Raw genomic sequence first — 25,704 nt, forward strand, 5'->3', positions numbered from 1 at the left:
GTTAGGAAGCTCCTTTCTATTATTCCTGCTGTTCGTCGTCTGCAGGCTGTTCTGTTTGTTCCTCTGTCTGTTCTGTTCCTTCTGCTTCCGACTGTTCCTCTTCCCGTTCACTTAACCTTTCTTCAATCTGGGACATGATTGCCCCTGCTTCTTCCCAATTCCCTGCAGAAAGCTCCTGTTGATATTGGTCGAATAACGAGGAGATTTCTTCTAAAATTTCTTCAGAACCTAGAATTTCCTCCACTTGACCATCACCATCTGTATCGCCTTCTCCTTCATCGAGCTCTACATCAGGGTCGATCAATCCTAGCATCCGCTCCATTGCCTGATCAAATGTCGGTTCCATGACAATTTCATCGCCATAGGCGAGAATGATTTGTTTTACTTCAGGTAGCGATGTTTCATTGGACGACTCGATGTAAATCGGTTCGACATAAATGACGGTGTCCTCAAGCGGGATAGCAAGCAAGTTGCCGCGAATAACTTCCGACCCTCCTTGAGACCATAGGTTCAATTGCTGGGAAATGGTACTATCCTGGTTGATCCGGTTTTCAATTTGCTGTGGTCCATAAACGTTACGCTGTTTAGGGAAACGATAAACAAATGTTTCTCCATAGTTTTCTCCGTCATTCCGGACGCCCATCCAGGCTATCATGTTTTGCCTGTTACGCGGCGTGTAGGGCATCATCAGTACAAATTCCTCTTCCTCAACTTCAGGAAGCTTCATTGTAATATAATACGGTTCCATTTCAACGTCTTCATTGAAATATTTTTCCGTAGGGAACTGCCAGTAGTCCTCCCGGTTATAGAACACTTCAAGATTGGACATATGGTACGTCCCATACATGCTAGCCTGGATTTTAAACATATCGATTGGATAACGGAAATGCGCTGCCACGTCTTCCGGTATCTCTTCTGTAAATAAATCCGGGAACATTTTTTGATACGTCTGGAACAATGGCTCATCAGGCTCTACAGCATAAAACGTGACTTCACCAGTGTAAGCATCAACGGTAACTTTCACTGAGTTGCGGATGTAGTTTTCATCCCCTGAGTGTGCTTCCGAATATGGATAACGATCAGCGGTCAGATAAGCATCAATCATCCACGTCATACTGCCATCCTCACGAACGAAGATATAAGGATCTTCATCATATTCCAGGAAAGGGGCTATCCTTTCAACCCGGTCTACGATGTTCCGCGTTGCCAACAATTGACTGTCGCTGTTCAGCTGGTCAGAGACGAACATTCTGAAGGAACCAGCATCCAATGCAAACAACAATCTATTCAAACCGGATAACGGGATTCCCTTATCTGCTTCATACCTGGTCGACATATTCTCATCACCAGCCGGATAATCGAATTCATCCACTTCACTGTTGACGATGACATTATCATATTTTTCTTCCCCGAAATAAATTTGCGGCCTTTCGATATCTATAGAGCCATCAGAAGGAACATTTTTCAGCAGATACTCCGGCTGCCCTTGCGAGGTGATTTCATTGACATCACTCATGGCAACACCGTAACCATGCGTATAACGCAAGTTCTCATTGACCCATGTTTTCGCCTGTGACGGCAGGTCATCGGTATTCAATTCTCTGGCACCGAGAAAGACCTGCTGGTACTCACCATCGATTTGATAGCGGTCGATATCGATGTCATTGAATTCATAATAAGTCCTGAATGTCTGTAATTGATTATAAATGTCCAGAATAGGTCGGGCATCATTGATGCGTACATTACTGAGCGTCAGTTCATTACGCTCGACCATCGATTGATCAAGTGACTGATTACCTGGGTGTTCATATTCTTCTATATTATCGAGATCATATGCTGCTCGTGTATATTCCAGGTTATGCTCCAAATAGGGGCTTTCCTTGGAAAATTCGTTAGGAGATACTACATAATTCTGCACAATAATCGATGCGCCCTCGGCTAATACCCCTATGACGATATAAGCAATAATCGGATACATCATGGCTTTCAAGCGGCCGCGTACCAAGGATACAATCACCCAGACTGTACCGATTACGGCTACAGCTGCCATGACATACGACGTCGGAATATTGATCAATTTATCGGTATAGCTCATGCCATAGACAACACTTTCCTGGAACAAATTCACTTTGTTGGTCAGCATCGTGCCAAATGGTTCCAAAACATGGGATGCCGCCATCAATAAGCCAATACTTCCCAATGTCACACCTAACTGCAGCTGTGCTGTTCGGCTTACCCGGTACATATGGAAAACCGAGTACGCACCAATTTCGGCAAGCAGCAAAAAGAATGCCAGCCCTGTCAGAGTATTTACCGCAAATTGAATAAACGGCAATACAAACATATAAAACGAAACATCCATCCCAAAATGCGGGTCTGTTATACCAAACGAGGAATGGTTGAGAAATTTCAACCATAGCTCCCAGCCGATTCCTTGCACAATACTGCTTCCAATTAAGCCCACAAATATGGACACGCATAATATGGTGAAAAAGCTTAATCGCTTACTAGTAATCAATGCCGGGAGCTGGGAAGGATTGAATTGTTTTAAGAATGCCTTCCTGATCCACGCTGCCGTTAACCAGGTCAATGCCGCAAAAGCAACAAAACCAATTACTCCCAGCAGCACTTTGCTGCCGAGTATCGTGGTATAAACTCCTTTGAAACCAAGCGAATCCATCCAAATATAATCGGTAATCCAATGTAAGGACAACCAGCCTACAATCAGCAAAAACACAAGAAAGCCAATTACCTTACCGAAGAAGCCGCCGAGTTTTCTCAGCTTTGCTTTCTGTTGAGTATTCATGTTAAACGTTTGATTCTCCACACTTTTCCCCCTCTTAACCAATCATTTGCACAATACTTTCATTCTACCATAAATCCGGATTCTCTCTGTGCAACGTTACAAACGGGTATGTCATAACAAAAAATCCTCGCTATTTCTTACGGATAATCAACCGAATTGGTTTCAATTAATCATTATTCATTGGGCTTTCATATTGCTAACTGTTTTATTAATATAAAAAAAGCATCGAAATCCGATGCTTTTCTGTCCAAATTGTGTAAGGGGTTTTAACTGCTTTAAAACCTTGCGTTTCTATAATCCATTTTCAGGCCCACGAAACGGAGATTGATAGCTTTCCAGACAGTTGATGATGGATGCAAGCTTATTCAAAAGAATAGCTGACCTTTCCCTGTTTACGGACTTCATCCATCAACTTCATCACATCAACGGACAGCTTGAGTGTGTCGTTATTTGTTTGGTTACCCACGTAGTTATTCATCGATTCAACCTCATAATGGAATGCTTTTTCCGATTCCCCGGCTTCGATTGTTTCTGTTCTATCCTCCTGTGTATAATAAACAGTTGCCTTGGTCGGGCGCTGATAATCATCGACTTTGATATAACCTTCTTCACAAGCTATCAACCCGAATTTAGGCATTTTAGCCCTCAGTGTCATCGAAATCACTGCCATTTCATCCAGTTTGTTCTTCAACAAAATGCCGACTTGTTCATCGACTCCGGTCTCAAATTTCTTCAAGGTGCTCTCTACTTGGTCTGGCTGTTCCGAAAGGAAATAGCGTACTAGCGAAACGGTGTATGTACCTATATCAAGCATTGCCCCTCCTGCCAAATCCGGATTGAAAAAGCGGTTTTCAGGATCCGGCTCCTTGTAACTTCCATGTGACACTTGAATCATCCGCAGTTTTCCCAGTTTACCTGATTGGATGATTTCCTTTGCCTTTTGGTATAACGGCATATGGAAAATGGTCATCGCCTCTGCAACAACCAGATTCTTTTCTTCTGCAAGTGTGACGATTTCCTGCAGCTGTCTCGAATTCACCGTAATCGCCTTTTCACATAGGACGTGTTTGTTTTGCTTCAGACTTTCCTTAATGTACTGATAATGGAATGTGTGCGGGGTTGCAATATAAATGATATCCAACGTCTCATCCTGCAATAATTCGCTATAGCTTCCATAAACCTTATCAATGTTATATTCATCTGCGAATCTTTGGGTTTTCTCCAGGCTTCTTCCTCCGACTGCAGCGATGTTTCCGTTCACTTCATTGATTGCCACGGCAAACTCCCTTGCTACTTTTCCAGGACCAAGTATCCCCCAATTTAATTGCTTCATTTTCCATCCCCCTTTTATTCGTTTTTTAAAGCGTTTACAAATTTGTCTTCATCGTTTAGCCTTTTTCAAATAGATTTAGCCCATTTACTGTTACTTCGCAAATCACTAAACCGTTTTAGTAATCCTGTACAAAACAAGCCCTCTAAACCAGAAAAGCTGTGTATAAGTATACCCCCGTAAAAAATCCAAGTCAAACGGCAATACCTACAGAACGAGAGAGAAAACAATCCAACCTAACAAACGAAACATACTCGCCCTATTCGCTTTAAATATCATAATTGCATCATAAATCCCAAATCAATCTAAAAATGATATTTTAATTATCGCAGAATGAGATATATAGTAAGTAGCACAAACCAACTAACCACTAAACAAAAAGGAGACTTTACGATGAGCCAAGCCCTTCGAAATGATCTGGAACAAAACTTATGTGAATTGGCATCCCTGAATGAAAAGGAAGTAAACAACATGACAGACGCGGAAGTCGAATATTACCACTGGCTCTATTTAGAAGAATCCGTTTATGACTTAATGTAATAGAAGAAAACACACAGAGGCACCTGTCGGGAAGCAACTTCCACAGGTGCCTTTTCCTATCAGTCATTTATTCCATTTTCATGGACAGCCGAGCCTTTCTGAATTAGACTATATTCTATTGATATGGAAAGCAATAGTTTTAGATGTAGAAAGGTGTTTGGTATTCATGCTTCAAAATCCTACTGGAAAAGAACGGATCGCATTGGCCTTACTGCTTGGCATGCTGGCCATCATGGGTCCGTTAAATATTGATATGTACTTACCGAGCTTTCCGGATATCGCTTCCGATTTAAATGCCACCGCATCGCTCGTTCAGCTTAGTTTAACGACCTGTTTAATCGGACTCGCTACAGGCCAGGTGATTATCGGACCGATCAGTGATGCGGTTGGAAGGAGAAAACCGTTACTGATCGGAATAACATTGTTCGTATTTGCTTCGGTTCTTTGTGCGCTTGCACCCAACATCTTCATATTGATTGCCGCACGTTTTTTACAAGGACTGACCGCATCAGCAGGAGTAGTCCTTTCCCGTGCGGTGGTACGGGACGTATTTACAGGAAGAGAGTTAACCAAATTTTATGCATTGCTGATGGTTATACTGGCAGCTGCACCGATGATTGCCCCAATGGCTGGTGGAGCTATATTGCTTCTCCCTTTCGCCACCTGGCATACCATCTTTTATTTTCTAAGCTTGTTAGGCATGCTAATTGTACTGACCGTTTTCTTTCGCTTGGAGGAAACGCTGCCAGCAGATAAGCGACTCCCGAGCTCTATCGGAAATACCGTGAAAACGATGGGAAGTTTGTTTAAAGACCGTTCGTTTATCGGGTATGCCATCATCGTCGGATTCGTTCATGGGGGAAGCTTTGCCTATGTATCCGGAACTCCGTTTGTCTATCAAGGTATCTACGGTGTTTCACCGCAGGTATTTGGTATCTTATTTGGGATAAACGGACTGGCGATTATGTCAGGAAGCTGGATTGTCGGTCGTTTTGGCGGTATCACCCATGAACGGAATTTACTGCGTATCGCGGTATGTATAGCAGCGAGTGCTACAGCTGCTATCTTGTTGATTAGTGTTCTGGAAGGCCCGCTTGCATTGATGGTCATTGCGATTTTTATCTACATGACGACTATGGGAATGACGCTGACCAGTTCTTTTTCCCTTGCCATGGAACATCAAGGGCACCGCGCAGGCAGCGCCAGTGCTGTTTTGGGGCTGCTTCCCCTACTGATCGGCTCTATCGCATCTCCTTTAGTAGGAATAAATGAATCGTCCGCCATTCCGATGGGATTGATTCTATTTATCAGTTCCTTTATCGGTTTTGCCGCTTTCTTTACGTTGACAAAGAAGCCAGTAAAACAGAAAAGCTAACCGAAGAAAAGCCCAGTCCAATGGACTGGGCTTTTGTCATGACGGCTGAAATTCCGAATGACAATGAAATTTGTTACGTGTGCATCTTCCCTATTCTTTTTTCGAAAGAGTGTGCCGCTACTCAACCGGTTAACAAGTCTTCTTTCGGATATCTTATGTTGGCTTTCGATGAATGCGCAAAAGAAAACGCCAATGTCAGCGGTCCTACTTTTCCGATCAGCATGATCAATATGATCACTACCTTCCCCATCCAAGTAAGGTGTCCAGTTAACCCCGTCGACAGACCAACCGTTCCGAAAGCGGACACTGTTTCAAAAACAATCGAAATAAAGGAGGCATCCTCTGTTATATTGAGGAAGAAGATCCCCACAACAATTAAAAGCATCCCGATAACAGTAATGGCTAGTGCCCGTACAATTGTTTTATATTCAATCGCCCGCCGGAAAACAACTACCTCGTCATGTTCTTTTAAAAAAGCAAACACAGCAAAAATCAGTGCCAGGAAGGTTGTCAGCTTTATGCCCCCGCCCGTAGAAGCACTACCAGCTCCAATAAACATCAATAAAATGGTAAAAAATAAAGTAGAGTCATTCATGCTCCCAATATCGATGGTATTGAATCCAGCAGTTCTTGGCGTAACAGCTTGAAAATATGCCGCTTGAAGCTTATCCAGGCCTGTAAGATTGCTTAGAGTACCAGGATTGTCATATTCCAATATAAAAATAACCAGCAAAGATACAAGATTCACTGCAAAAGTACCTAAGATCATCAATTTGGTATGTAAGCTTAAATTTGAAGGATTTCCCTTTTTCCAAATATCAAAGATGACCGTAAACCCCAGTCCCCCAATGATAAACAGAAAAGAGATGACAATGTTGATAACCGGGTCACCCACATAGTCGGATAAACTGTTTTCCCATATAGAGAAACCTGCATTGTTAAACGCTGATATAGCGTGAAAGAAGCTGGCGTACGCTCCTTCTTTCCAGCCTAAACTCGGTATCCACCTTAAAGACAACAACAGAAAAGCAATGCCTTCTAATATGACCGAAAACAAGAACAGTCTTTTTACCAGCTCAATAACTCCTCCAACGGATGTCTGGTTCAATGCTTGCGTAACAATTAAACGCTCCTTAACCCCTATTTTCCTGCCAATCATCAAAAAAATAACAACGGCAAACGTCATAATACCTAGTCCGCCTACCTGAATAAGCAATAAAATAACCACTTGACCAAAAATCGTGAATACCGATCCTGTATCCACGACAATCAATCCTGTTACTGTCATCGCAGATGTTGCAGTAAAAAGGGAATCCAAAACACTAATATGTTCATTCGTCGCTATAGGAAGCTTTAACAACATGGTACCTAAAAGTATAAATATAACAAATATCCCTAATAAAAACCGGGGAGGACTAAGGTTAACAATCCCTTTGGTATTTTTCATCGTTATTTTACCCTTGATTCCAGCCGATTCAACTGTTCATTTTCACCCATAATCATTAATATATCTCCCTCCAAGATTTCTGTATCTGATGAAGGCTCCATGATTAACGTCTCCTCATCCCTTTTCACAGCAATGACACTGCAAGAAAATTTCTTTCTAAAATCGCTATTACCCAAAGTCTTGCCTGCCATATCTTTTGTAGCAACAACTTCAATCAAGCTATGCTTGTTAGATAATTGAATATAGTCGACTATATTGTCCGAGACGATATGATGTGCGATTCTTTTCGCCATATCCTGCTCCGGATTGATAATTCGATCCACACCGATTTTTTCTAAAACCTTCTGGTGGCTGTCATGTCGTGCTTTCACCCATACTTTCTTCATTCCCATTTCCTTTAGCAAAAGGGAGGCCAATATACTTGACTGAATATCTTCTCCAAAGCTGATAACAGCGCAATCAAAGTTTCTAATTCCTACCGAATTCAAGGCCTGTTCATCTACGGCATCCATTACCACTGCATGGCTTGCAATCGTAGAATATTCCTGAACTTTTTCCGGACTCTTGTCGATAGCCAACACATCAATTTCAGAATCAGCCAATTCTTTACAGAGTGTTCCTCCGAAACGACCTAAACCTATTACAACAAACTCTTTCCGTTGAGACTTCACGCTTAGACTTCCTTTCAATCTCGATATCCATACAAACAATAGTATGAACCATTTATAATAATCCTATAATCAGTGATTGTCTAGTAGTCCGTGAACACATAGTCGACATCCAAGTTCTTTCTTTTCATACAAGCTACAATCTAAATTACTTTCATTATCTCCATATTACTCTTTCTTTTTTCTTTACGGTAGGTTTTTACTGCAGAATGATATAAAACACACAAGAAGGCCTGTTTAGCTGTGGAAAAAGCTAGACTCCAACCGGAATCGAACGGTCCAAAAAGCCAGCCATATGTGCCTGGGTTTTCCGGAGATGCATCGTCCATGCTTCCTCTGACAAGAAGACAACAAGTTTTTATAAAAAATAAAATAAAATAAAAAAGCAGGAACCTTCTCTAGGTTCCTGCAAAAAAACAAGCAACTTATCGATCGGCCTACTTTCTTTGCGCCTTTACTATTTCCACAAAGTGAGCCATGATTCTTGCCGTTAGCCCCCAGATGACTTTGTCCTCGTATTGATAAAAATATTCATCCATTTTCAATGGCCGCCATTCATAATCTCTTCCGCCTGCTACAAGTTCAAACGGAAAATCTTCCTGGGGTTCGATTTGCATGTTCACTTTATGAATAACAGGTTTTGTTTCCAAAAAGAACGACAATGGAACGGTAAAAACTTCTTCCACTTCCTCGTGATTAAGCTTGATCGTTGCGTTTTTGTCAATGAATCCGACAAAAGGATAAACAATCATTCCAAAGGGAGATACCATATAATCAATCGGATATACATCGTCAATGTCTTTTGAGTTGATTCCCAATTCTTCGATCGTTTCCCGGATAGCAGCCCCCTCAGGGGAATCATCCGCAGGGTCGATTTTTCCGCCGGGAAAACAAATGTCACCTGGCTGCCTTCTTAATGTATGAGATCGTGTTTCAAATAAAACATGCAGTTCTCCTTCTTTCTCCAATAGAGGCAGCAGGACAGCAAACTTTGCGAATTGCTCACTACCAAGAATGACTGGTTTGTGGGTGCGCAATTTATTCAATATTTGGTTTGCGTTCATTTCGTGTTCACCTCTACTTCCTGCCCCTATTGTACCATGTGAAAAGCCGCACTACTTTAACAACGATTAACGGATGCAACAAACAACTACAAGAATGCCAAAAGTCTATTTTTACAGTGTATGCTTATTGTTACTCCTAAAATGAGTTTATTGAAAGACATCCTCTTTCTTCTTTCGGTAGAAAGGTTTCAAGTTCCAAAACTGCCATCCGCAGACTACCTCTGTATCCTCATTGATGTTTAACTTTCAGCCATTGACGGGCGAAGTCCACCATCGGACACTGTCTGATCAGTTTTGCATCAGCCGCTCCTATTTTAGCCACCGTGACGGGGTTACTTTTTTCATAATCCTCCCCTAACTCGGAAAACACATCGGAATCATATACAATTTCCTGATACGTTTTCCAGACTCGATTGCCGTTTTCCAACATAGCTGTTCCTTTATTTTCTTTCTTGCGGTTTAAAATGGCATGTTCTGCTAAATGCAGGGACGTACTGCTATCATGCTCGACTCCCAGTAGGAGAATAAAGCCGTCCAATTGATATATTTTTGCCAATGGAGAAGTTTCGCCAAATCCTTCAGCTAACGGCTGTTCTTCAAGAATTTCCGCTGCATGCTTCCCCCAAGCTGAAAACGAATAGGTTGGATGATTGCTCCTCTTCACACCCGGAAAGCTGCGAAATGCTTCGGCTATGGCTCCCATACCACGCGTAGGTGTAACCGCCGGGTCAAATGCCGGCATTTCCTCACGTATAATTTGCCACCATTCCTTTGGTACAGGCGGTCTCTCCCAGCTGCTCGGATCAGAATTTTCACCCGTCTGGGCAGGCATCACAATCGTCCCTGATATTCCAACAGTATCCATCAGTGCTTGAATAACAGCAATCGGACCGCCGCATACCCAGCCTAATGAACTTAGCGAGGAATGAACTATCACTACCATTCCTTCTGTTAACCCCAGTTGTTTGAATTGCTGATGAAGACTTGTTCTCGTATTAGGTCTGACTAATTTTTCCATTACAGATTGTTCACTCATTATGCTGCTCCCCCTAGATTTCACTGATAAACTGGCTTTTACTTGAAGTTCCCTGGGTTCCTGCCCTCTCAACCATTTATTGACTTTTCTTTTCTCTTCATCTTACCGTTTTTATACAAATAGATAAAGAAAACAGGAAAAAACCGGAAGCCTCACTACTTCCGGTCGTTGTTACGTTCTATCTCGTTTATTTGCTTCCCTGCTGATTCGTTGAAAGCGTCTCACATCCGCTTTCCGGACTGGCAGTGGTTCCTTGCTTAGCAGTTTGATGATCGCTGTCATCAGCAATAATAAAATGATGGTAAACGGGAGAGCAGCAATCAACGAAGCTGTCTGCAATGCATCCAATCCTCCGGTGAAAAGCAGAACAGCTGCAATGGCCGCCATTAAAAATCCCCATACAAACTTGGCGAATCTGGGAGGATGCAGACTGCCGTAAGCCGTCATACTGCCTAGAATATAGGTGGCGGAATCGGCAGAGGTCACAAGAAAGGTGAAAATCAACAGGATTGACAAGATGGACATCAGCATACTAAACGGAAGATTATCGAATAACTGGAACAGCGCAGAGGCGACATCTGCATTGACCGCTTCAGCTATGTCTGCACCCTGATTTAAATCAAGCCATAATGCTGTCCCTCCGAATCCGGCAATCCACAAGCAGGCAATCAAAGGGGGGATCACCATCACACCTAATATAAACTGGCGTATGGTACGGCCGCGTGATACTCTGGCCACGAACGCCCCGACGAATGGGGACCAGGCGATGGCCCACGCCCAATAAAAGATCGTCCATTCCCGAACCCACGTCCCCTCTTTGTATGGTTGCATACGAAAGCTGTAAGAAATGAAATTGGCGAAGTAATCTCCAATCCCGAGTGTGAATGTCTCGAGAATGAATACAGTGGGTCCGACCATCATCACAAACAACAACAGCCCCAAAGCCAAACCAAGATTCAAGTTGCTTAAGTAACGGATCCCTTTATCAAGTCCTGTGGCAGAGGAAAACATGTAAGCTATGAGCAGTACAGCCATGATAATAACCTGAATGATACCTGAGTTTTCGATTCCCATAACAGAATGAAGTCCGCCGTTCATTTGTAGGATGCCGAGGCCAAGTGACGTTGCAATTCCCATAACCGTGGCAATGACGGCCAAAGAATCAATGGTGTTTTTCACAAGAGGATTTCTGCCAGTTACAGGTTCCAATGCTGTAGAAATCAATCCGTTTTCCTGTTTACGGAATTGCAGAAAAGCAATCGCTAATCCGACAATGGCAAACACAGACCATTGGCTCACTCCCCAGTGAAAAAAAGCATACCCCATCGCCACTCTTGCAGCCTCTTCTGTTTCCCCTTCCATTCCCATAAAAGGGGTATTAAAAAAGTGACTCATCGGCTCCGCGACACCCCAAAACACCAAGCCTACTCCAAACCCTGCGGAAAACAACATCCCCACCCAAGTAAAAAACGGAAATTCGGGTTTTTCGCCCTCCTTCCCCAAACGGATCGCACCGAATTTACTGACTGCTAAACCAATTAAAAAGACAATCAGTATAAAAACACCAAATAAGTAAAGCCAGCCAAAATTAATGGTAGTAAAGTCAAACAGCCTGCCGGCAACGGCCCCAAATTCTTTCGGCATTAAGGCACCTAAAAGGACTAATGCCAGGATGATTACAGCTGATATGGAGAAGACCGGATTACGCCATATGTTGTTTTTCACTCAGAAACCCTCCCTGACTATAACTATTACGTTTTTACTCTCTCCAACTTCTAGTCGCTTATGAGCTTATCAAGAGTAAATATGGTGATAAAGTGAAAACTAACTGCATCGTTAAATCAGGAGGTATAAAAATGAAAAAACGTTATGACGAATATCGAACAGGACAGGGCGTTCCGGTGGGAGGACAATATCAATGCCAATCCGGAAAAAAAGCAACGTTCAACGAAGGTGATGAATTTCCAATGTGCCCGGTTACAGGCGAAGAAACGACTTGGACACACGAAGACAGATAAAAAGTTCATCAAACCAGAGCTCCGATTAACCAGACTGGATGCTCTGGTTTTACCTGATCCCTCATCTCCTCCAAGGAAATTTATGTTAAACTTACGACAAAGGTATCATGACTTAGGGGGAAAGGTAGTTGAGATTCACTCTCTACATTGGCCTGCTGTTAGGATTTACACTTGCTTTCTTTATCGTCAGCATATGGAAAAATGAATTCGTTTGGAGTTGGTGGTTTAGCACCATGATCGGCAGTTCAATTGGCTGTTTGATCATGCGTTTTATCATCAAACAAATGAGCAAAAATAAGTGACTTTCTCTTATTTGCAAGTCGTCACATTACTCAGGATTTTCACATTGTCACTAAATTTTCTGTTTGATATCTAGCAATCTAGCAAATCATAGAAAGGATGGGTTGAATCTTTGGGAAAAGTAGTTTTAGTTAAGCACGCAAAACCGATCATTACCCCTGCGGTCCCCTCACCTCATTGGGAGCTTTCCAGTGAGGGAATTAAGCAGGCCGAAAACTTATCTCGCAAGCTAGACAAATATTCTATTGATACGATTTTTTCCAGTGAGGAACCGAAAGCGATTCAAACCGCCAAAACAGTTTCCAAACAGTTGAATTGTCCAATCGCAATCAAAAAAAATCTACACGAACATGAACGTCTCAAAAACCAAAAGATCTACCCGGAAAAGGAGTGGAAAAGGTTGATTGATGCGTTTTTCACCCGCCCGGACGAGTTAATATTTGGCGAAGAAACAGCTGTTCAAGCCCGTGAACGATTCGATAGGGCAATGAAATCACTTCTAGCTGATCGAACAGCACAGCAAGACAAGGTCATCGTCACACATGGCACTGTCATCTCCCTTTTTGTTGAAAAATATAATTCTGTAAAAGGGTTCGAACTTTGGAATAAGCTAGGTCTACCTTCTTATGTAGAACTTGATGCTAAAACCTTTCGTTTGCTCGAAACAGTGAATTTGGATTAAGTAAAAAAAGCACACCTTGTCGTTGATACAATCGGGCAAAATCTTGTTCATTAAAATGCCACCTCATCTGCAAAAGGAAGACCAATATAGCTCTAGCACTTCATTTCAGAAAAAACGGAGGGACCAATTTGCTGTTAAAAAGAATCATGTACGGCTTCGGGCTGTTTTCGTTTCTAAGCATCATGCTGTATTTCTGGGGGTACGCTAACGATTACAAACAGGAGTATCTGGTTTCTGGTATCAGCTTCTTTTTCCTCGCTGGTATCGTTTATTTCCTTTTTGTCTTTCTTTACTTTAAAAGCGGGATCGGAAAAAAAATCGTCTTTTGGGGATTGCTTTTGATCGTTGTCATTCTTTCGGTACTCTTGGTTAACAAGGTGATATAAAAGAGAACGTTTCATACATGACTTGAATGACATAGTCGATACAACGATACATACTAGTTTGGGAAGTGATTGATCTCAAACAAAAAAACCATCCTTCATATAACCAGGATGGTTTTTCTGACTCTACAAAGATATATATATTACCCTTTAAATTAGATATCCTTATTCTTCCGGTGTTTAACCTCTTCCATCTTCGCATAAAAGCTGTCCTCTAAATCAATATCAAAATAGTTGGCCATTTTTGTAATATAGGCAAGACAATCAGCGAGTTCTTTTCCGATGTCTTCTTTCACGACATTCTTCGCTTTTTCAAACGCTTCCTGCTTATCTTCTCCTGCCTGGATTGCTTTATATGTAAGGTTAAAAGCCTTTCTAAATTCTTCTGCCACCTCAGCTACTTCCGTTGTCAACAACATGTAATTATTCAATAGATCTTCCCTGCTGACTTCAAAGCTTTCTTTCCTTATTTCCCAGTTCATTTCCTTTTGAAAGGAATTGGCATCTTGCTGCAATTGTTTCATCTTAACACTCCTTCAATCAACGAAAAATCTTTTAATAAACAACATACCAAACGAATTGGATATATATCTGAACCATGAAGTAAAATACAATGCTATAGCCTAAGTTGAACCGGAAGCCATTCTTCAAAATACTCAATCCATTGGTGGCACTTAGAATAATAATCGGCAAAATCACAGGAGACAACAAGACAGAAATCACACTGCCGGATGTAAGCGACAATACCACCAGTTCAGGTGGATATGGCATCTCAACATTCTGCAAAATACCGGCAACCAGCACGATGACCGTTAACGGACCCAATCCCAAAAAGCCGAGAAAAATCGTGGTGAACGGCAGGATGACAAGGAAATTCAAAAATGGTACCGTATCCTCCAAATAAAACAAGCCTTCTACCAGATAATTTCCTGCTCCCGATTCGTTGACCGCATAAATTAGCATCCCTGCAGCTAAAAGCAGACTGAATTGCTGGGATTTATGTTTCATTTCCTGCACAAAGTATTGTCTAGCCTGGCTGGCGAGACGTCCAGTGCGTTTTTTTATTACAAAATAACCGATGGTCCAAATAACAATCACTGGCGGTATGACGATCAACAATCCCCATCCCATTAAAAGATGGAGTAAAAAAATGGTGGTGAATAATGATACGAACAAAACAGCAAATTCCAGGACTTGCCGCCTAGACTGTCCTTTTTCCTTAGGCTCCACAAGTTTGGCGATTTCCGATTGAATCCCTGATGTAAAATCGATTCCATATTGTTTTTCTTTGCGGGAAGCAAACCAGACTGCCAGCCCCATTCCAGCTAATGATATCATCAAGCCTTGTGCGATCGTCCAGCCTAAAGAAGCTCCCAAATGATCGACGGCAAAAGCAAAGCTCGGAATGCTGACTACCCACAAAGTCGTCAATGCAAAGGAGCGAAGCAGTGCCGTTCCCTTAAAATACTCCCAGGCTTCTCCCGTTTTATCACGCATGAATTCATGAATAAACTGATACATCATCGGAATACAGCCAAATAAAAGAAAATAGGCAATCAGCTGATTTACCAGCATGATACCGAAGTAAAATTTCCTGCCGGTATTCAGAAGCTTATGGGCAGCATTCATAATCGCGTCTATATAAGGTTCCTCTCGTAATATCCAGCCGATTATCGGTACAATCAGCAATAAAGCAATCAAACTTCGCATCTGTGTAATTCCTGACAGCAAAAAGGATAAAAAGGAACCACCCGACGGAAGTTGTATTATCGTGGCTGATGCCAGCAAAAAAAGTGGCACCGAAAACGATCGAAGCGGTAAATTCCATGCTGCAAAAAGATTGCAGCAAGTCCTGCTGCTGACAATATCATTTCTCCTGTTTCTGAAGGTATCAAATAGGTAATATAGTGCATGACAGTATAAACAAACACGGCTGCCGTAAATCCGACAGCAGCAACTTTCTTCATATAAAAACTCCTAATCCATTTCTGACTCGTTTCTCCGTATTTACTCTATTATAGCATTAAACGGTTTTGATCCTGTAAATATGCGGCCGGCTCCAAAACTATCATTCTACCAGTTTTCGCTGGATTCTTATTTGCCCACGATGATTGATTTCGTCTTCCATTACATGAAACCAAATAAAATAGTTGTTGGACGAATGGCCATCCCACTGTCTGCTTTGGTACAACCAGTCATCGTTGTGCTTTTTGAATTCCGCCAAGGTCCGGTGGCGTACCTTCTCCAGTTTATCGAGATAGTAATCGAGCGGATATCCCCTGATTTCTTCCCTCCCCTGGTTTCCCAGACTGTATGCCGCTCCCCAGTCTTTCATTTCCTGCTGGTTTGGTTCACGTCCCTCGAATAGTTCAATTTGAAAACCGAATTCCATTGCTGCCATGTGAAATAACAGTGCGCCGATAGTATTACTGTTGTTCCCCGGTAAATAATCCAGCTGCTTTGTCGTTAGCCCATGTACTGCATTCAAGGTTGTCTCTCTTGCATAATCCATCATCGAAACCAGATGTCCGATTTGAGGTGAATATCCTGCTTTTCCCGTAATTTTATATGCCATCCTTAACTCCTTTAGTTACTTTTCTTATAAAACGACCTGGAAAGGAACTGCAACAGATCGTATTTTACATCATCTATATACTTCTCTCGAATTTATGTCAGAATATTTTAAATGCATTTTCGTATCATTATAACAGACATTCCCAGCGCACGAATATTAGCTAACAAGGAGGAATATGTGTGTTTCTGACGAATCAGACTTTATTGCACCATCATAGAATAACAATAGGAATAAGGAGAGGAGCGGTAAGATGGAATTTAGGATGAATGAAGCAGTGGAAATTCTGGAAAGAACGCCGCAAACGTTAGATTTCTTGTTGTCAGGATTATCAGACGGGTGGCTTAATTGCAATGAAGGAGAAGGAACATGGAACGCTATAGAAGTAGTTGATCATCTTATCGAAGCCGAAAGAACGAATTGGATTCCCCGCATTAAAACCATATTAGCTCAAGGAGAAAATACTACATTTCCACCGTTTGATCGCTTTGCCCATTTAAAGGAACAAAAAGAAGAATCAATCAGCCAAAGGCTGGAAGCATTCAAAAAGCTTCGCGCTCAGAATATTTCTATTGTTTTGCAGCTTATCGATTCTTCTCACCAATTTGAATGGACGGGTACACATCCAGCATTTGGAAAAGTAAAGTTACGTGAACTGCTGTCCACCTGGGTTGTCCATGATTTAACACATATAACGCAAATTGTGCGGGTAATGGCGGAAAGATACCGGACCGATGTGGGACCGTGGCAGGAATACCTCGGCATTCTTAGCAAACATACTTGATCCAGGGGTTTGAACTCCGTTTATGGAATGACTTCTGACTTCGCAATAGAAATCATACTATTACTTTCTCAGGCTCTATTAAAGTTTTTTGTTGATTTTAATAGAAAAATAGTAATAATGTAGAAGTCCAGACTTACACGGCATTATTTTCTTATTAAATTAACATCTGATAATATAATAAGAGATTTCTTTTCATCGAACGAAGCTTCAAAAGTCTCTCTCAGCACAAAACCTGCAACTTATATCCAATGAAGAGGCCGTTGTATATGAGCAGGTAATTTTGTTTCCACATCCCCTTTAGCCGAATTTATTTGCATTTGTGTCAAAAACATACTTGTAGAAAGATCCGCCCCACTTAAATCAGCATCACGTAAATCAGCACCAATAAAATTCACTGCTCTTAAATTAGCATTTCGCATATCGGCAGCAATTAAATATGCTCCCCTGAGATCAGTTGCACTCAAATCTTTATCCTTCAATTTTTTTCCCATCCAATCGGCTCTTGCATGGTCAAAATCTTTTACCTTTTTAGCACCAATTTCCTTTTCAATAATATTTTCTCTAATAGAATCACTTGCTACTTTAAGTAATTCATCTAACGAAAATCGGTACATCATCAAATCTAGAGATAATAGTTCATCAGCACCCAATTGCGTTAAATCCAGTAACTCCTTTAGTCTCTGACTCAACCTATCAGACAACTTATTTGGAATATCGTACGATATAGCTTCCGCTGCATACGCAATCATTTCATGAATTTGCTCCATTATAGGGAGTATTTGGAACATTTTTTCAGCAGTTTCAGGATTATCTCGCCAACTTTGTCCATTAAAAGTAACCTGAGAAACGATTTGTCCAGCACCTAAACAGTCAAATACTGTACAGCCTTTGAAGCCATTTTCTCTTAACTGGCTATGAATTTGGCAACTATAATCTGATTGCAAATTCAGGCAGGGAGTACCTGCAGGTTTATTAATTGGAAAATCGCTTGATGCAACCATATTAAGTGCTGTACAGCAGAGTCCAAAGCATTTCGAACAATCAGCAGTTAACCCTTTTCTTATATTTTTGGCTGTTTCTTTATCCATTTTTAACCCTCTTTAATTTAGTTTATTTTAACTACTAACAAATCACTTTCATAAAATGAACCCATTCAGAGAAAAAAGATACTTTCAAAAAGCCAAATCATTGGGGTTAGAATCACTAAACGGAATGTGTTAGTTTAATAAAGCAACAATATAAAATTTAGACCTTTAACCTTGGGTTAGGCAGCCGTACCTTCTTTCATGAGGAAGCGAATGTCTTTACATCATTTATCTCCAGAAAGCCGTTTCCCTTTTTGTAAAATTGTTTCTCGTTCGGATTGTGGTACCAGAGAACCGCCGGTCGCCCAGGCCACATGAACACCTCCGCTAACGTTTTCTAGTAAGCGTGTATCCATGGAAGTACGAATCGGCCCTGACAGCCCAGCTGCTGCCGAAGGTTCAACAAAGATCCCTTCTTGCTTCCAAAGCTGATATGACATCTGATAAATGCTTTCATCACTTTCCGTGTAAACACCGCTCACCGTCGATTGACTGATAGCCGATGCAAATTTCGATGGCCTTCCGACTGCCAGACCATCTGCGGCCGTCTTGTTATCAATTCCAACATCTTGAACCGACACTTTTTCATGGAGTCCAGTTGTAAGACCGAGCAAAACCGCCGGCGCATGGGTCGGTTCGACAAATACACAGTGAACGTGTTTTCCAAAGAGCTGTTTCAGCCCGTAAGCAATGCCTCCTGGAGCCCCGCCCACGCCACACGGCAAGTACACATAAAGCGGTTTTTCTGCGCTGTTCGTGATGTTTTCTTCCTGTAACTGTTTCTTTAATTCGGCTGCTGCCACACTATATCCTAAAAATAAATCTTTCGAATCTTCATCATCGATGAAAAAAGCAGATGGATCGTCTTCTGTTAAACGTCTTCCCTTTGTAATAGCTTCACTGAAGTCTCCCTCGTATTCATGCACATGAGCACCATGCTGGCGCAGTAAATCCTTCTTCCATTGTTTAGCATCGCTCGACATATGGACATGGACTTGGAAGCCAAGTGCTGTTCCGACAATACCGATGCTCAAGGCCAAGTTCCCGGTTGATCCCACCCCGATTGACCGCTGGCTGAAAAATTGCCTGCATGCCGGAGATGCAAGATTTCGATAATCGTCCGTCTCGTGAAGCAAACCTTTTGCTAGGGCCAGCGATTCCGCGTGCTTGAGTACTTCATACATGCCTCCTCGTGCTTTGATGGAGCCTGCAACAGGAAGCTCATTGTCACACTTTAAGTAAAAAGCCACTCTGTCTTTTAATTTGTCCGGGAAATAGGATTGTTTATACCGATCAAGCTTTCGAAGCGGTGAAATAATGTTCCCTCCCGTTTTTTCAAGAATAGGGAAAAGCTGTTTCAATAATGGCGCAAACCGCTCCCATCTTTCGGCAGCATCCTTTATATCCGTTCCTTTCAAGTTATCGAATTCCAGTTTATCTGTCTGTACCGTTTCATTTATCCAATAAACCGGCTGGTATTGTTGGACCTTTCGCAAAAGAGGAAACCTGCGTATCCAATCCTCCAATGACTGACCTGCAATTTGTCGATTCATTTACCGTCCCTCCTGTTATCTCTACTAACCTTCCTGATTAAACTGGCGTTTTAACCGTAAAAAAGGACCCCAGCTGCAAAATTGTTAAAAAGAAGGATATTACCCGATTAAAGCGTATATCTACTCATATTGTATTCTATAAGAAACTTGATTACCATGGTACCGTTTACATCAAAAATGAAAGGAGGTAGCCGTATATGAATTTTCACTTTGAGACGAAGGATGCTGAAAAAAGCGTTTCACTTCAAGAGCTGCACAAAGATAAACCTCTGTTGCTGGTCCTATTAAGACATATCGGATGACCGATTTGTCGAGATTTTCTCACGCAGTTGCGTGAGCATACAGAGGAAATCGAACAAGAATCCATAAAAATTGCCGTCGTTTTGCCAACTGGAACACAATTTTTGAAACAAGTGTACGATGTATATGGACCCTTTCCTTTTGCGATATTGGGAGACCCCGACCGCATTTCCTACAAACAGCTCAAACTCCCGCAAATGAACAAAGGAAAATCGTTAAAAGTAGTCTCCAATTATTTATTCTCCGGCAGACTCCGGGAAGTTTTCCCTAAGGACACCAAAGAAAGAAAGGTGATAAAACAAGCAATGCTTAAACAGGATGTTTTTCAGCTTGGGGGCTCTTGGCTGTTTGATCAGACTGGAAAAGTTCATTGGTTCCACATCGATACAGAACCTGCCGACCATGCCACCATACCGGACATTTTGATAGCTGTTGAAGCGTTATCCAAAAAACAATAGCAGGTTTCGTGTTGGTTCTTTTGATGAAGCATCGAGATCCCCCACTTTTTCGGATGTCTCTTTTCGGGTATACAAGAAAGACCGGAATGGATGAAACCGAGAAAGGATGTGGGAAAATGAAAGCAATTATTTTTGATTTTGACGGAACACTGGCCAACACGCTTCCTATTAACATTTTTGGATTTCAAGAGGTCTTTAAGAAATTTGACCAAAAAGACTACTCAAAAGAACAAATAAAAGATATGTTTGGCCCACCCGAGCCAGAATTAATCGAACAAAACCTGGAAAGTGATAATCTCGATGAAGCGGTCTCCTTTTATTACCAACAGTACGAAGACCATCATAATCGTCTGGTAGATAAGAATGAGGAGATAGAACAGCTGCTTTCTACTTTAAAAGAACGGGGGCTGAAACTCGGTGTGGTCACTGGAAAATCTCGAAAAAGCTTTGAATATTCTCTTGCTGAACTAGATATGAAGCGTTATTTCGATGTATTGATCACAGGAGATGATGTAGAGAAGGCCAAACCAGCACCGGAAGGTATACAACGAGCTTTACAAAAAGTCGATATCTCTATCGATGATGCAATGTATGTTGGAGACAGTGATGATGACATGCAAGCTGGAAAAGAGGCTGGTGTTTATGTAGGTGCGGCTAAATGGTTGCCTGAATACCAGTCATCCGAGTACTCAGTCGAACCGGAAGCCATATTTGAGAAAACGGCTGACTTACTCCACTTTTTAGACAAACGGTAAATAACGGATCATTGACAGCATGATCCTGAATTGCATAACCTTGCCTGTTTCAGGGGAAGGCTATCTTCGACAAATGAAAAAGGAGATGGTTCCCCTTGAAGCAGTTTTTTTGGATCGCTTTGCTAGGCCTTGGACTGTATTATTACCTGGGAGAGGATGGACAAGAACAGCAGCAGGAAGCCGATAAGTCAGAAGTCGCTCTCGTAGAAGAAGTCACTTCTATTGATACACGCAACGAGCAGAAGATTGCTGACGGAGTGGATAAAGTGTTAGGTGTACTGGAGAAATTGATTGCTGTTACCACTAACCATCCTGAACAGGCAGGTGACATAAACGAACAAGGCCAAACACTTTCCAACGAATGGGACAAAATTGAAAAATCAGTAGAGGAAAGCTTTCCAGAGGATTATAAAAATATTGAAGATAGTCTGTATCCGTTGATTGCCTTCGCACAAAAGAAAGCACCTGATATCGAACAAATCAAGCAGTTAAGCTCTGAAGTAAAAACAAAATTGAAGACATTTAAGCAGAAGCTTTCCTCTTGAATCCAAGAAGAAATTCCCACGAAGATGACAGCGACAATGTGGTGAATTTCTTCTTTTTGTCTAAAGACCGCATCCTATTTTCGGAAATACCATAAGCCTCCCGCCCCCCTATCTATATTCCTAAAGGACCTATCTATAAGACTATTTTTCCACTAAGAGTACTATTTTTCTACTAATCTATGTATAAATAATAGAAACCATGTTTAAAAGAATTGCAGACTGGGTACCATGGTGAAATATCGTGATAACAACTTTCGTACAGGAAAATAGTTATAGTGAAAGGGGTTTTTTGATGAAATGGTTGATTACTTTGACAACAGGGGCTGCCTTTCTAGTTTTAACTTTATGGTGCACGCCATCCGTAATGGCAGCTGATAACGAGACTTATGTGGTAGATGTAGACAATGGTTCCTCTCTTCTGATACGCGAAGAGCCTTCCAGTAATGGAAAGGTAATCGGGAAGCTTAGAGACGGAGATCTTGTCACCGTTTTTGATGAAGCCTACGGCTGGGTGAAAACTTATTACGGTAATCAAGTAGGCTGGGTTGCCTCTCAGTATCTATTTCCGGAGCAGCAAGATAGAAACTTCTTACATACACAAAAGCAAACAGCAATGAATAAGAAACAAAATGCCAGCCGTTTATCTAACCAAAAGAAAAGCTCCACCGCAGGCAAAAATGAACAGAAAAAAAGCCAGACAGTAAAGCCGTTAAGCGGATACACGATCATTTTGGATGCAGGCCATGGCGGTAAGGATCCCGGGGCTATCGGCATAGACGGAACGTATGAAAAAGACTTGACCCTACATACAGCTGCCAATGTGGCGGAAAATTTAGAGGCAAGCGGTGCAAATATTATTCTGACAAGGGACAAAGATTCCTATATCTCTTTGGAAAACCGGATAAAAATCAGCAATCGTCATAATACAGATGCTTTTATCAGCTTGCATTACAATTCCTTTCCTTTACCGACAGCGAGCGGCATTAGCACGTACTATTACACGGACGGAGAGGACCTTGACTTGGCAGAAAATATCCAGGCAGCCATTTCGAATCATGTGGATCTCAAAAACAATGGTACGAGACAAGCAGATTACCGTGTACTCAAGAAAAACAGCGATTTGTCTGTTTTGATTGAACTTGGATATGTATCCAATCCATTGGAACTTGGCAAAATTCAATCGCAAAGCTATCAGGACAGGGTAGCGGCTGGAATCAGCGAGGGGATTCAACGATATTTCATCCGCTAATTGCTAGCCCTCCGGTTCCTATAACCGGAGGGCTTGTTTTTTGGCTCTACAATATTTGTTGGGGTTTTAGAAAAATTCCGCATAAAAAATACACACAAGCTCCTATCTCTACTACACTTGAATTGACTAAGAAACAAGCAAGCAGATAGGAGTTGTGTGTACATGCATTCTAACATGACATTACCCGGATTAGAAAGTGTTTCTATCAAGAAAGTAGAAGAGGTGGAGGGAGCTTACCACATGGAGGTGGAGATGCCCAGGCAGGCGCAAACCTGTCCGGCGTGTGGTAACCAGACTTCCCGCGTTCATGATTACCGAATACAGAAAATCCAGCACTTAAAGGTATTTGAACGAACCACCTATTTGTTTTACCGCAAACGACGCTATGCCTGTTCCTGTGGTAAACGATTCGCAGAAGCCAATCCGATGGTGGACCGTTATCAGCGTCATTCAAGAGAGTGGAACCAGGCACTTGGCCTTCGGGTGATCCAGGGGATGAACTTCAAGGATACCGCTGCGCAGTTCCGTACCTCACAAGCTACAGCCATTCGCCGGTTCGATCAGGTGGCCACACCAGAACTTCAAGAGGTGGAAGAGCTTCCAGAAGTGATTGCGATTGATGAATATAAAGGCGATACCAATGCGGGGAAATACCAGGTCATCATTGGCGATGGAGAGACCGGAAATCCAATAGATATCCTGCCTGATCGATCCGTCAAAACCGTCAAGCAGTACCTTCGGGAAAAAGGGGGTAATGTCCGGAAGGTCATCATGGACATGAGCTATAGTTTTAAGTCAGCTGTCCGGAAGGCGGTGGGAAGCCCCATCATTGTGGCCGATCGTTTCCATTTTTGTCGGTATATTTATTGGGCTTTGGAAAAGGTGCGCAGGCGAGTCCAAAAGAACTTCCATGAATACGACCGGAAAAAGTGTAAACGGATGAAACATATCTTTTACAAGAAGCAGGAGGAACTAACCGAGAAGCAGCGCTGGTATCTGAACCGATACCTCGATCTATCGGATGAACTACGAGTCGCCTATAAGCTGAAAGAGGCTTTTCGCAGCTGGTTTGAAGAGGCAAAAGCAATGGGGAAAACCGATATTGGCTATGTAAAACAACGATTGTATCAGTATTATGACCGAGTGAAGCAAAGTGGTATGGAAGAATATCTACAAGCGATTGGCACCTTGAAGAATTGGCAGACAGAGATTCTGAATAGCTTTGCGCTCGATTATAGCAATGGGTTTATTGAAGGATTGAACAACCAAACGAAAGTCATCAAACGGAATGCTTTTGGGTTTCGTCGTTACGATCGCTTAAGAACGAAAGTGTTATTACATCATCAACTGAAGGAATTCAGGGGCTTTCAAGTGGGTTAAGGAGTAGGAGCAAATTTCTCCCACCCCAACATTTGACGTAGAACCNCAAGCTCCTATCTCTACTACACTTGAATTGACCAAGAAACAAGCAAATAGGAGTTGTGTGTACATGCATTCTAACATGACATTACCCGGATTAGAAAGTGTTTCTATCAAGAAAGTAGAAGAGGTGGAGGGAGCTTACCACATGGAGGTGGAGATGCCCAGGCAGGCGCAAACCTGTCCGGCGTGTGGTAACCAGACTTCTCGTGTTCATGATTACCGAATGCAGAAAGTCCAGCACTTAAAGGTATTTGAACGAACCACCTATTTGTTTTACCGCAAACGACGCTATGCCTGTTCCTGTGGTAAACGATTCGCAGAAGCCAATCCGATGGTGGACCGTTATCAGCGTCACTCAAAAGAGTGGAACCAGGCCCTGGGCCTGCGAGTGATTCAGGGGATGAACTTCAAGGATACCGCTGCGCAGTTCCGCACCTCACAAGCTACAGCCATTCGCCGGTTCGATCAGGTGGCCACACCAGAACTTCAAGAGGTGGAAGAGCTTCCAGAAGTGATTGCGATTGATGAATATAAAGGCGATACCAATGCGGGGAAATACCAGGTCATCATTGGCGATGGAGAGACCGGAAATCCAATAGATATCCTGCCTGATCGATCCGTCAAAACCGTCAAGCAGTACCTTCGGGAAAAAGGGGGTAATGTCCGGAAGGTCATCATGGACATGAGCTATAGTTTTAAGTCAGCTGTCCGGAAGGCGGTGGGAAGCCCCATCATTGTGGCCGATCGTTTCCATTTTTGTCGGTATATTTATTGGGCTTTGGAAAAGGTGCGCAGGCGAGTCCAAAAGAACTTCCATGAATACGACCGGAAAAAGTGTAAACGGATGAAACATATCTTTTACAAGAAGCAGGAGGAACTAACCGAGAAGCAGCGCTGGTATCTGAACCGATACCTCGATCTATCGGATGAACTACGAGTCGCCTATAAGCTGAAAGAGGCTTTTCGCAGCTGGTTTGAAGAGGCAAAAGCAATGGGGAAAACCGATATTGGCTATGTAAAACAACGATTGTATCAGTATTATGACCGAGTGAAGCAAAGTGGTATGGAAGAATATCTACAAGCGATTGGCACCTTGAAGAATTGGCAGACAGAGATTCTGAATAGCTTTGCGCTCGATTATAGCAATGGGTTTATTGAAGGATTGAACAACCAAACGAAAGTCATCAAACGGAATGCTTTTGGGTTTCGTCGTTACGATCGCTTAAGAACGAAAGTGTTATTACATCATCAACTGAAGGAATTCAGGGGCTTTCAAGTGGGTTAAGGAGTAGGAGCAAATTTCTCCCACCCCAACATTTGACGTAGAACCTT

Annotated in this window: 26 protein-coding genes; 13 read left to right on the top strand and 13 right to left on the bottom strand. The window is 42.2% G+C overall.

Annotation, left to right across the window (positions count from 1 at the left end; genetic code table 11):
* Window positions 1-19 precede the first annotated feature (19 nt).
* Window positions 20-2,827: a UPF0182 family membrane protein gene (locus BN1067_RS17245; RefSeq protein ID WP_324777943.1), complete on the bottom strand. Its 2,808-nt coding sequence runs from the start codon at window positions 2,825-2,827 to the stop codon at window positions 20-22.
* Window positions 2,828-3,167: 340 nt separating this feature from the next.
* A complete protein-coding gene (locus BN1067_RS17250; protein WP_053220049.1) occupies window positions 3,168-4,139 on the bottom strand; it encodes a Gfo/Idh/MocA family protein in 972 nt (323 codons plus the stop codon).
* A 390-nt stretch (window positions 4,140-4,529) separates the two neighbouring features.
* Between BN1067_RS17250 and BN1067_RS19970 the strand changes: the two genes are divergently transcribed.
* Window positions 4,530-4,676: a hypothetical protein gene (locus BN1067_RS19970; RefSeq protein WP_199868556.1), complete on the top strand. Its 147-nt coding sequence runs from the start codon at window positions 4,530-4,532 to the stop codon at window positions 4,674-4,676.
* Between the two features lie 166 nt (window positions 4,677-4,842).
* Window positions 4,843-6,051, top strand: coding sequence for a Bcr/CflA family efflux MFS transporter (locus tag BN1067_RS17255; protein WP_053220050.1), 1,209 nt, complete (start codon window positions 4,843-4,845; stop codon window positions 6,049-6,051).
* Between the two features lie 121 nt (window positions 6,052-6,172).
* On the opposite strand, the gene BN1067_RS17260 is transcribed toward BN1067_RS17255, so the two are convergent.
* The 5 genes from BN1067_RS17260 to BN1067_RS17285 form a co-directional block, all read right to left on the bottom strand.
* Window positions 6,173-7,504, bottom strand: a complete 1,332-nt coding sequence (locus BN1067_RS17260) for a TrkH family potassium uptake protein (RefSeq protein WP_053220051.1) — start codon at window positions 7,502-7,504, stop codon at window positions 6,173-6,175.
* Entirely contained in the window at window positions 7,501-8,169 is a 669-nt protein-coding gene (locus tag BN1067_RS17265; protein WP_053220052.1) for a potassium channel family protein, read from the bottom strand. Before BN1067_RS17265 ends, BN1067_RS17260 begins: the two co-directional genes overlap by 4 nt.
* 434 nt (window positions 8,170-8,603) lie before the next feature.
* Window positions 8,604-9,230 (bottom strand): NUDIX hydrolase, encoded by a 627-nt coding sequence (locus tag BN1067_RS17275; protein WP_053220054.1) that lies wholly within the window; start codon window positions 9,228-9,230, stop codon window positions 8,604-8,606.
* A 229-nt stretch (window positions 9,231-9,459) separates the two neighbouring features.
* Window positions 9,460-10,266, bottom strand: coding sequence for an aminoglycoside N(3)-acetyltransferase (locus BN1067_RS17280; protein WP_053220055.1), 807 nt, complete (start codon window positions 10,264-10,266; stop codon window positions 9,460-9,462).
* A 171-nt stretch (window positions 10,267-10,437) separates the two neighbouring features.
* Window positions 10,438-11,991, bottom strand: coding sequence for a BCCT family transporter (locus tag BN1067_RS17285; RefSeq protein ID WP_053220056.1), 1,554 nt, complete (start codon window positions 11,989-11,991; stop codon window positions 10,438-10,440).
* 131 nt (window positions 11,992-12,122) lie between these two features.
* On the opposite strand from BN1067_RS17285, the gene BN1067_RS19975 reads away from it, so the two are divergent.
* The 4 genes from BN1067_RS19975 (at window position 12,123) to BN1067_RS17295 (ending at window position 13,652) form a co-directional block, all read left to right on the top strand.
* Window positions 12,123-12,284: a hypothetical protein gene (locus tag BN1067_RS19975; RefSeq protein WP_199868557.1), complete on the top strand. Its 162-nt coding sequence runs from the start codon at window positions 12,123-12,125 to the stop codon at window positions 12,282-12,284.
* Between the two features lie 128 nt (window positions 12,285-12,412).
* Window positions 12,413-12,586, top strand: a complete 174-nt coding sequence (locus tag BN1067_RS19980) for a hypothetical protein (RefSeq protein WP_199868558.1) — start codon at window positions 12,413-12,415, stop codon at window positions 12,584-12,586.
* A gap of 110 nt (window positions 12,587-12,696) precedes the next feature.
* Window positions 12,697-13,266, top strand: coding sequence for a histidine phosphatase family protein (locus tag BN1067_RS17290; RefSeq protein WP_053220057.1), 570 nt, complete (start codon window positions 12,697-12,699; stop codon window positions 13,264-13,266).
* 128 nt (window positions 13,267-13,394) lie between these two features.
* Window positions 13,395-13,652, top strand: coding sequence for a hypothetical protein (locus BN1067_RS17295; RefSeq protein ID WP_053220058.1), 258 nt, complete (start codon window positions 13,395-13,397; stop codon window positions 13,650-13,652).
* A gap of 152 nt (window positions 13,653-13,804) precedes the next feature.
* Here the strand turns inward: BN1067_RS17295 and BN1067_RS17300 are convergent, their stop codons facing one another.
* From BN1067_RS17300 to BN1067_RS17315, 4 genes are all read right to left on the bottom strand, one after another.
* Entirely contained in the window at window positions 13,805-14,173 is a 369-nt protein-coding gene (locus BN1067_RS17300; protein ID WP_053220059.1) for a MazG nucleotide pyrophosphohydrolase domain-containing protein, read from the bottom strand.
* Between the two features lie 31 nt (window positions 14,174-14,204).
* Entirely contained in the window at window positions 14,205-15,359 is a 1,155-nt protein-coding gene (locus tag BN1067_RS17305) for a hypothetical protein (protein WP_053220060.1), read from the bottom strand.
* Between the two features lie 56 nt (window positions 15,360-15,415).
* Window positions 15,416-15,616 (bottom strand): hypothetical protein, encoded by a 201-nt coding sequence (locus tag BN1067_RS17310; RefSeq protein ID WP_053220061.1) that lies wholly within the window; start codon window positions 15,614-15,616, stop codon window positions 15,416-15,418.
* 101 nt (window positions 15,617-15,717) lie between these two features.
* Entirely contained in the window at window positions 15,718-16,224 is a 507-nt protein-coding gene (locus BN1067_RS17315; protein WP_053220062.1) for a DinB family protein, read from the bottom strand.
* A gap of 250 nt (window positions 16,225-16,474) precedes the next feature.
* On the opposite strand from BN1067_RS17315, the gene BN1067_RS17320 reads away from it, so the two are divergent.
* The gene (locus tag BN1067_RS17320; protein WP_053220063.1) at window positions 16,475-17,005 is read left to right on the top strand and encodes a DinB family protein; all 531 of its coding nucleotides are present in this window, start codon (window positions 16,475-16,477) and stop codon (window positions 17,003-17,005) included.
* A gap of 239 nt (window positions 17,006-17,244) precedes the next feature.
* On the opposite strand, the gene BN1067_RS17325 is transcribed toward BN1067_RS17320, so the two are convergent.
* Together BN1067_RS17325 and BN1067_RS17330 are read right to left on the bottom strand one after the other, a co-directional pair.
* Window positions 17,245-18,093: a pentapeptide repeat-containing protein gene (locus tag BN1067_RS17325; protein ID WP_053220064.1), complete on the bottom strand. Its 849-nt coding sequence runs from the start codon at window positions 18,091-18,093 to the stop codon at window positions 17,245-17,247.
* 221 nt (window positions 18,094-18,314) lie between these two features.
* On the bottom strand, window positions 18,315-19,643 hold the full coding sequence (locus tag BN1067_RS17330) for a D-serine ammonia-lyase (RefSeq protein ID WP_053220065.1): 1,329 nt from the start codon (window positions 19,641-19,643) through the stop codon (window positions 18,315-18,317).
* Between the two features lie 329 nt (window positions 19,644-19,972).
* Between BN1067_RS17330 and BN1067_RS17335 the strand changes: the two genes are divergently transcribed.
* From BN1067_RS17335 to BN1067_RS17360, 6 genes are all read left to right on the top strand, one after another.
* Window positions 19,973-20,401 (top strand): AhpC/TSA family protein, encoded by a 429-nt coding sequence (locus BN1067_RS17335; RefSeq protein WP_053220066.1) that lies wholly within the window; start codon window positions 19,973-19,975, stop codon window positions 20,399-20,401.
* Between the two features lie 116 nt (window positions 20,402-20,517).
* A complete protein-coding gene (locus tag BN1067_RS17340; RefSeq protein WP_053220075.1) occupies window positions 20,518-21,156 on the top strand; it encodes an HAD family hydrolase in 639 nt (212 codons plus the stop codon).
* Window positions 21,157-21,251: 95 nt separating this feature from the next.
* On the top strand, window positions 21,252-21,701 hold the full coding sequence (locus BN1067_RS17345) for a hypothetical protein (protein ID WP_053220067.1): 450 nt from the start codon (window positions 21,252-21,254) through the stop codon (window positions 21,699-21,701).
* A gap of 292 nt (window positions 21,702-21,993) precedes the next feature.
* Entirely contained in the window at window positions 21,994-22,950 is a 957-nt protein-coding gene (locus BN1067_RS17350; protein WP_053220068.1) for an N-acetylmuramoyl-L-alanine amidase, read from the top strand.
* A gap of 156 nt (window positions 22,951-23,106) precedes the next feature.
* Entirely contained in the window at window positions 23,107-24,330 is a 1,224-nt protein-coding gene (locus tag BN1067_RS17355; protein WP_110943226.1) for an ISL3 family transposase, read from the top strand.
* Between the two features lie 103 nt (window positions 24,331-24,433).
* The gene (locus tag BN1067_RS17360; RefSeq protein ID WP_110943548.1) at window positions 24,434-25,657 is read left to right on the top strand and encodes an ISL3 family transposase; all 1,224 of its coding nucleotides are present in this window, start codon (window positions 24,434-24,436) and stop codon (window positions 25,655-25,657) included.
* Window positions 25,658-25,704 lie beyond the last annotated feature (47 nt).

This window comes from Virgibacillus senegalensis (genome assembly GCF_000821245.2).
Lineage (GTDB): Bacteria > Bacillota > Bacilli > Bacillales > Amphibacillaceae > Sediminibacillus > Sediminibacillus senegalensis.

What these genes read in the sequence shown, in the direction of transcription:
- BN1067_RS17250 (WP_053220049.1), bottom strand. Translation starts at nt 4,139, where the DNA reads ATGAAGCAATTAAATTGGGGGATACTTGGTCCTGGAAAAGTAGCAAGG.
- BN1067_RS19970 (WP_199868556.1), top strand. Translation starts at nt 4,530, where the DNA reads ATGAGCCAAGCCCTTCGAAATGATCTGGAACAAAACTTATGTGAATTG.
- BN1067_RS17255 (WP_053220050.1), top strand. Translation starts at nt 4,843, where the DNA reads ATGCTTCAAAATCCTACTGGAAAAGAACGGATCGCATTGGCCTTACTG.
- BN1067_RS17275 (WP_053220054.1), bottom strand. Translation starts at nt 9,230, where the DNA reads ATGAACGCAAACCAAATATTGAATAAATTGCGCACCCACAAACCAGTC.
- BN1067_RS17280 (WP_053220055.1), bottom strand. Translation starts at nt 10,266, where the DNA reads ATGAGTGAACAATCTGTAATGGAAAAATTAGTCAGACCTAATACGAGA.
- BN1067_RS19975 (WP_199868557.1), top strand. Translation starts at nt 12,123, where the DNA reads ATGAAAAAACGTTATGACGAATATCGAACAGGACAGGGCGTTCCGGTG.
- BN1067_RS17300 (WP_053220059.1), bottom strand. Translation starts at nt 14,173, where the DNA reads ATGAAACAATTGCAGCAAGATGCCAATTCCTTTCAAAAGGAAATGAAC.
- BN1067_RS17305 (WP_053220060.1), bottom strand. Translation starts at nt 15,359, where the DNA reads ATGCGAAGTTTGATTGCTTTATTGCTGATTGTACCGATAATCGGCTGG.
- BN1067_RS17310 (WP_053220061.1), bottom strand. Translation starts at nt 15,616, where the DNA reads ATGAAGAAAGTTGCTGCTGTCGGATTTACGGCAGCCGTGTTTGTTTAT.
- BN1067_RS17315 (WP_053220062.1), bottom strand. Translation starts at nt 16,224, where the DNA reads ATGGCATATAAAATTACGGGAAAAGCAGGATATTCACCTCAAATCGGA.
- BN1067_RS17320 (WP_053220063.1), top strand. Translation starts at nt 16,475, where the DNA reads ATGGAATTTAGGATGAATGAAGCAGTGGAAATTCTGGAAAGAACGCCG.
- BN1067_RS17325 (WP_053220064.1), bottom strand. Translation starts at nt 18,093, where the DNA reads ATGGATAAAGAAACAGCCAAAAATATAAGAAAAGGGTTAACTGCTGAT.
- BN1067_RS17330 (WP_053220065.1), bottom strand. Translation starts at nt 19,643, where the DNA reads ATGAATCGACAAATTGCAGGTCAGTCATTGGAGGATTGGATACGCAGG.
- BN1067_RS17340 (WP_053220075.1), top strand. Translation starts at nt 20,518, where the DNA reads ATGAAAGCAATTATTTTTGATTTTGACGGAACACTGGCCAACACGCTT.
- BN1067_RS17350 (WP_053220068.1), top strand. Translation starts at nt 21,994, where the DNA reads ATGAAATGGTTGATTACTTTGACAACAGGGGCTGCCTTTCTAGTTTTA.